3 protein-coding genes and 3 pseudogenes are annotated in these 6,998 nt (G+C 54.3%); 3 read left to right on the top strand and 3 right to left on the bottom strand.

Annotated elements, in window-relative coordinates:
• Positions 1–372 precede the first annotated feature (372 nt).
• The 3 genes and pseudogenes from gmd to NN5_RS25505 form a co-directional block, all read left to right on the top strand.
• Positions 373–1,500 carry a GDP-mannose 4,6-dehydratase gene (gmd, locus tag NN5_RS23530; protein ID WP_067738969.1) on the top strand — a complete coding sequence of 376 codons (1,128 nt, stop codon included), beginning with the start codon at positions 373–375 and terminating at the stop codon, positions 1,498–1,500.
• A 17-nt stretch (positions 1,501–1,517) separates the two neighbouring features.
• Positions 1,518–2,459: a GDP-L-fucose synthase gene (fcl, locus tag NN5_RS23535; protein WP_067738972.1), complete on the top strand. Its 942-nt coding sequence runs from the start codon at positions 1,518–1,520 to the stop codon at positions 2,457–2,459.
• Between the two features lie 131 nt (positions 2,460–2,590).
• Positions 2,591–2,802, top strand: a pseudogene (locus NN5_RS25505) (transposase); the annotation flags it as partial.
• Positions 2,803–2,935: 133 nt separating this feature from the next.
• On the opposite strand, the pseudogene NN5_RS23540 reads toward NN5_RS25505, so the two are convergent.
• The 3 genes and pseudogenes from NN5_RS23540 to NN5_RS27105 all read right to left on the bottom strand — a co-directional run.
• Positions 2,936–4,034, bottom strand: a pseudogene (locus NN5_RS23540) (IS5 family transposase).
• 2 nt (positions 4,035–4,036) lie between these two features.
• Positions 4,037–6,154, bottom strand: a complete 2,118-nt coding sequence (locus NN5_RS25510) for a right-handed parallel beta-helix repeat-containing protein (RefSeq protein WP_084385134.1) — start codon at positions 6,152–6,154, stop codon at positions 4,037–4,039.
• A 340-nt stretch (positions 6,155–6,494) separates the two neighbouring features.
• Positions 6,495–6,861 (bottom strand): annotated as a pseudogene (locus NN5_RS27105) (IS5/IS1182 family transposase); the annotation flags it as partial.
• Between the last annotated feature and the right edge of the window lie 137 nt (positions 6,862–6,998).

Consider the following 6,998-nt stretch of genomic DNA (forward strand, 5'->3'; position numbering starts at 1 on the left):
ATATGTAGACGTTTTTGCAATGTGCGCGTCCGGCACGAGCGCGATAAAAGCCTTATTGGCATCTCAAGAAAGCTCATATAAGCGATCCAGTGCAGCGCAGCAGGGATGCATGGGGCGGATTGGCAGGGGTGTTTGCTTCTGATGGTGAAATATCGCTACCCATGCCGAGCACTGAATTCCGAATATTGTACATTTCACTCTTGCCAGATCCCGTTTTTTCGCCCAGCGGGCCCAGTATCAATGGCCCGGTCATGTGGGAAAAAGCCCTCATTCCTCTGGCCTTGTCGTGACGGCGACAAATGCGTCACCGCCCTCAGCACCTAAAAATGCAAATCCATCTGCTAAAACATCATATGTTGAAGGGAACTTATATTGAAAAGCAAGAAAGTTGCCTTAATCACGGGCATTACTGGGCAAGATGGCTCGTATCTCGCTGAGTTTTTACTTGAAAAGGGCTATGAGGTTCACGGGGTTAAGCGCCGTGCTTCGCTATTCAACACCCAGAGAATCGATCACATTTATCAAGACCCCCATTTGCTTTCACCAAATTTAAAACTGCACTACGGCGATCTATCAGATACGTCAAATCTGACGCGGATCATCCAAGAGATCCAGCCCGACGAGATCTACAACCTTGGCGCGCAAAGTCATGTTGCGGTCAGCTTCGAGGCGCCGGAATATACAGCAGACGTTGATGCAATTGGTACACTGCGTTTACTCGAGGCCATCCGTTTTCTCGGTTTGCAGGAAACGACGCGCTTCTACCAGGCCTCCACATCCGAACTTTATGGCCTGGTCCAAGAGATTCCACAGCGCGAGACGACACCATTTTATCCCCGTTCGCCCTACGCAGTCGCGAAGCTGTATGCCTATTGGATCACTGTAAACTACCGCGAAGCCTATGGAATGTATGCCTGCAATGGCATTCTCTTCAACCATGAGAGTCCTCGGCGCGGCGAAACCTTTGTGACCCGAAAGATCACGCGAGGCCTTGCCAATATCGCGCAGGGCCTTGAATCTTGTATCTATATGGGAAATATTGATTCTTTACGCGACTGGGGGCATGCTAAGGACTATGTCCGCATGCAGTGGATGATGCTACAACAGGATGTGCCGGAAGATTTTGTTATCGCGACGGGCATCCAATATTCGGTCCGGGAATTCATTACATGGTCGGCCCAGTATCTTGGCCTCACTCTTCGATTTGAGGGCGAAGGTGTCGATGAGGTCGGCATCGTCGAGGCGGTCAATGGGAAGGAAGCGCCCGGCGTCGCGCCTGGTGACATAATTGTCCGGATTGATCCACGCTACTTCCGGCCGTCCGAGGTGGAAACGCTGCTTGGTGATCCTGCAAAGGCCAAGGAAAAGCTCGGTTGGGTTCCGGAAGTCAGCGTTCAGACCATGTGTGAGGAAATGGTCGCCGAGGATCTCAAGGTCGCTAAACGATACGCGCTCCTGAAAGATCATGGCTTTAGCATTCCAGTATCCCTAGAATCCTGAGGAAGGAGTTTTAAACAATGCGTGTCTTTGTGGCGGGGCACAGCGGAATGGTGGGCGGGGCCATCAGTCGCAAGCTGACCAGACGCGACGTCGAAGTGGTGACCCGTACCCATGTCGAGCTTGATCTGACAGATCAGGGAGCGGTGCGTAGCTTCTTTGAGAATGAGACGCTGGACGCCGTGGTTCTGGCTGCGGCGAAGGTTGGAGGCATCCACGCAAACGATGCCTATCCCGCTGAATTCATATATGAAAATATGATGATTGAATGTAATGTCATTCATCAGGCCTATGCTGCAGGCGTCAAGAAGCTACTGTTCCTCGGCTCGTCCTGCATCTATCCTCGCGCTGTTGCGCAGCCCATGCGCGAAGATGCTCTTCTTACCGGCATTCTCGAGCCCACAAACGAACCTTACGCTGTCGCGAAAATTGCGGGAATTAAGCTCTGCGAGAGCTATAATCGCCAGTACGGCACTGACTATCGCAGTGTTATGCCAACGAACCTCTATGGCCAAGGCGATAATTTTCATCCCGAGAATTCGCATGTCATTCCGGCATTGATGCGACGTTTTGATCTTGCCGTTCAGAATCAACAGGATGAAGTAGTAATTTGGGGGTCAGGAACACCGAGGCGCGAATTTCTTCACGTCGACGATATGGCAGAAGCCTCGATATATGTTTTGAACCTGCCAGATGAGATCTACAAAACGTCCGCCCAGCCAATGCTCAGCCATTTGAATGTTGGATATGGGGAGGATATCACAATCCGTGAACTCGCCCAGAAGATGGCGACGGTCACCGGTTTTAGTGGGAAGATTTCTTTTGATGCAAGCAAACCGGACGGCACACTACGCAAATTGATGGATTCATCAAAATTGCAGACGCTCGGTTGGTCACCCAAAATTGACTTGGAAACAGGTCTGAAACAAACATATGAGTGGTACAAAAATACTGTGCGCTGACTATTTTATTTGTAAATATTAGTTGTTATACTGGCCAGCGCTGAGAAACTGCTTGGAAAATTGGTGACGGGGGTGTTGAGGGTTTTGTCTGATTCAGGCTCTGCATGTGAACGCAGCAGAGCCAAGGGCGAATGGCCCAGATTGCCAAGAAGACGAAGCGCTACCCCAGTGACCGACTGATGAGGAATGGGATCGCCTAGCGCCCTTGATGCCCAAGCCGGGACGCCGGAGCCGTCCCCGTGAGATGGATTTCCGCGAGGTGAACAACGCAGTGCTCGACCTTGTTCGTTCGGGCTGTGGTTGGCGTATGCTGGCGATCCATTTCGGGGCATGGCAGACAGTTGGAGACCTCGAAGAACCGTCTGATTTCGGTGTGATTACGACAGGATCGGTTGACAGCGGCGCGGAAGGGGCCGTTTGGTAGGCTTGATCCGGCGCTTTCGGGTGATCGGCCGACCTTCAGGGCTGATTTAGGGTCATGCGGGCGCAGTTCGCCCCTCAAGCCAGGCAAGCCGCAGGAAGTTGTAGGCTAGGTTGGCCATTCCGATCTTGATGCGTGCGCGGTCCATGCCAATGGTGCGAACGACAAGCCTCATGCGGTGTTTCTGCCCGGCGAACACGTGCTCGACCGTCGAGCACACGGCCGATCGCTTTGCATTGGCGCGTGCGATGCGCTAGGGTATGGCGCGTCGGTTCGGCTTGCGCTGGTGGATGTGACTTCTGAACATGCCCCGCTCGAGGAAGGCCTCGTTCTTCTTCGAGCGGTATGCGGTATCTGCCCAGCCCCCTGAGCCGGTGTTGTCCCTGCTGACGAGTTCTGGCAGCCGGGCACCGTCATGGGCATTGGCGGCGCTGACATCCCAAGTGCGGATCAACCCGTGCGCCCGGTCTATGCCTATGTGGTTCTTGTAACCGAACATCGGGATGGCAAGGTCAACCGGCTTGAACCCCTTGGGATCGGTGCCTTCCTTCACCTTGGCCTTGGTATACTTTACGCTCCAGCGCGCATCGCGGTCCTTCTGCCGGCCCTTCTGCCGGATCTTCGCCGGCTTTGCCATCCAGGTCGCGGGGATCCGGCCCTCCTTGATCGCCGCCTTTTCGGCCTCAGTGTTTCGCTGCTTGGGCGCGGGCACGACGGTAGCATCAATGATCTGCCCGCCCATCGCGAGATAGCCCCGGTCGGTCAGCGCGGCATCAAAGCGGGCGAAGAGCTTGTCGATTGCCTTGGCCTTCACCAGACGCTCCCGGAACAGCCACACCGTGGTCGCGTCCGGCACCTTGCCATCGAGCCCGAGGCTTAGGAAGCGCTGGAACGACAGGCGATCCTTGATCTGGAATTCGGTGGCCTCGTCCGACAGCGAGCACAGCGCCTGCAGCACCAGCACTTTGAACATCATCACCGGATCGAACGGTAGCCTGCCTCCCTTGCCCAGAGCGCTCCGGCGCAGAGCGGCAATCAAGGGGCCACGGAATACCTCGAAGTCTACCACCCCGGCCAACCGTTCCAGCACATCACCCGGCGCACTCAATGCCTCATCGGTCCGAAAGATCAAAGAAACCGGGCTGTCCTGCCATTATCAGCAGTCCGGTTCAGCAAACAATCCAAAGTCTGGCCGGAATTTCGGATGGGATGTGGCGAGCTGAGACAGGTCAATATTCGGGTTTACTATATGCGTCACGGCACCGCCTGGATATGATAACATCGCGCAAAGATTCCGAATTTCTGCTCGATGCAGGATTCCATCTAGAATTTTTCCGTAACTATTATTCCCGCTCAATAATTCATTCAAATTAGATAACTTTTCTGGATTCCTCGATATAGGTCCATTCCAGTTGCCTGATTGTAAAATCATCTTGGCAATCTGTGGCGGGAAGCTGGCGATCATGCGCTTACCGAGAACCGCATTGTCGCTCAGTACATTCCCCTCGGGCGCGATGAGTTGGGACGGGGTACGAGACGCAAGGTCGGGATACTGGCTCCTCCAAGCCCTACTCTCCACTGGAACATCTTTCAGTTTGGCAATGAGTTGGTCGTTGATTGAGCTCACCTCCCAGGCTTTTCGCTCTGCCTGCCACCCCATTCCGCGATTGTCGAAACGAATCGCTGAAGACGATTGATTGACGAAGATATTATTAAAAATGTTATTCCGATGCCCGCCGCCAATAAAAATTCCAATAGCACCGCCAACAATAACGTTGCGACTCACCTTAGTACCACTCATTTGATCATCGAGGTAAACTCCTGCCGTTATTTTATTAATTACATCTACATATCCGAAGTCATGAATATAATTTCCAGTGATGTCGTTACCGAGTTGTGTCCAATCTCGCCCCATATAGATTGCACCGACATCGTCACTTGCAAGAGCGACACGCGTGACTTCGTTGCCAATAATTCGGTGATTGTTACCCCATAGCAATACGCCGGCATGCGCACCTCCGGCAATTAGTGATCCCTGCAATTCCTGACCTACACCCGAAAGGGCAACACCGGGGCTGTAGTCTGGGCTCTCTAGGCCAAAATTCGCAACAATGGATCTGACGATTCGATGGTGGGATGGTGTGAGGGTGGTCCGACGTCCGCCCGAAAGCAGAATCCCTCTTTCAGCTACGGCGTTCACAACGGAATTGCTGATGGTAACGCCATTTCCGCCCTGAACGTCAATCCCGTCGCCACCAGTCTGCCTGACGGCGCAATGCTCCACACGCACATCTTTCGAGTTTTGGATGACCAAAGCGGCTCCAAGGGTGCGATTGAAACCGATATTTTCAATTTGGACATTTTGTGCATCATTCAGCACAAGTAGGCTAGGTGCGACTGCCACTTCAATCAACGTTCCAGCCCCCTCGATGGGCAAGAACGACACCTGTTTGCGCTTTCCATCCACTACATATTCGCCAGGCATGTCGAGCTCACTCAAGGCGTTTGCAATGAACAACTTAGGCGTGGCTCCCGGCGGGATCTTCGAGGCGCGGACCGCTGCGCGGACATATCGCCCCTGCGCGTCCACGGCCTGGACAGCCCCTAACTCGAAGTCCCAGCCACGGGACCAACGACCGCCTATCCACAGGCTGGGCTCGGTGATCCAGCGCTTTTGCCTGTCGCCGGGAAACCGAACCGTCGGCCCAGCGCCTAGTTTATCGGCCTTCAGGAGACTTGCTGAGGCGAAACCCGCGTTAGGCCATCTCGCGTTCCACAGCTGTGATGCACCTTGAAAAACCTCGATGGCGGCTGTTCTGTTTTCCACATACACGCCTCTTGGACGTAACCCTCCGTCGGGGACATCGATACTGCCCAAGGCAAATGTGCGGGAGCCTTGCGGGACCGGTCCTCCATAAAAGTCATCCGACGTCGACTTACGGGTCCTAACCGGGCGCGAGCCGATGATTTGGGTCGAGCCATCGCTTGCGCCGCGAATCGTGAGCGGACTGCTCGTGGTGCCACCATGGGGACCATAGATCCTAATCGGCGATGACAGGCGCATAATACCGCTAGGCAGTTCGATGATGATTGCGCGATTGCCATTGGTGCGAGCACGAATCGCCGGCACAGCGGTGATCGCACTGACGAAATCCGGATAGTCAGCGCCGACGCGGATGACAACCGGACTGGCGGCATCTTGGCACTGTGCGGCGACGGGGAGGGTGAGCCAAGTGAGGGCAATAACCCAGTTGTGGGACCGACTTTTGCGCATGGTTTTCTCCAAGGGTAAGCAGACGGGGAATATTGCCTGAGCGTGGATGAACAGGCCCGGTCCGCTCGCAGGCGATGAAGTCAATGATGTGCTTCAGTCGACGCAGCCGTTGTGCAGTGCCTGTTGTGCAGAAGGTTAAATTAGACCTGAAAATTGGTGAGAATTGGCGTTTAAATTATTGAGATAGTAACAGATTTCGATACATAGCGCTCAGCTTGACTTTGTATAGTCATGCAGCGAAGCGCGGGGCTTGCTCCATGCATATAGCCCGGTTTGGCATGGCTTTGCTGCATAAATCTGCTTGCAGTTTGAGTTGGTCTTTGTCGGCAAGTGGTTGCACGACACGCTGAGTTTCTGGCGTTCCGAGTGTGGTAAAGCGGTTGAGGGCGGTTGCACGGATTTGTAGCTCGGCGCCTCTCGTGTCATGATGAGTTCCCTCAGCAACTTGATTGGTCTCGACGCGGCTGCGCTAGTGGTAGCCACTCCAGCGCTTCCAGATGGTTCTGCCAAGGCAGCGGCTTGCACGAGCGGCTCATTGCGGGCCACGCGGCGCCTAGCGTGCTTTCGGGTCAATCTCGTGCGTTACAGCGGGCGCGGATGACGCCACAGTCATCGCATGCGGCAATAGCTTCGTGGCAGCCTTTTGTGTCGCAGGCTCCATCAGCACTGACGGTTGCGATAGCTTGATCCTCTGGTATCTTCCCTAGAGCGTAATCTGTTTTGACTGAATCGATTGGGGATTCACGAGGTCTGCATTTTGTGATTCAACCTGCTGGCTGGGCAGGAGGCCAGTAGGGATGAGCCGAGCCTATTCGATTGATCTTCGTGAACGGGTTGTTGCTGC

It is taken from the genome of Novosphingobium naphthalenivorans NBRC 102051 (assembly GCF_001590985.1).
Classification (GTDB): Bacteria; Pseudomonadota; Alphaproteobacteria; order Sphingomonadales; family Sphingomonadaceae; genus Novosphingobium; species Novosphingobium naphthalenivorans.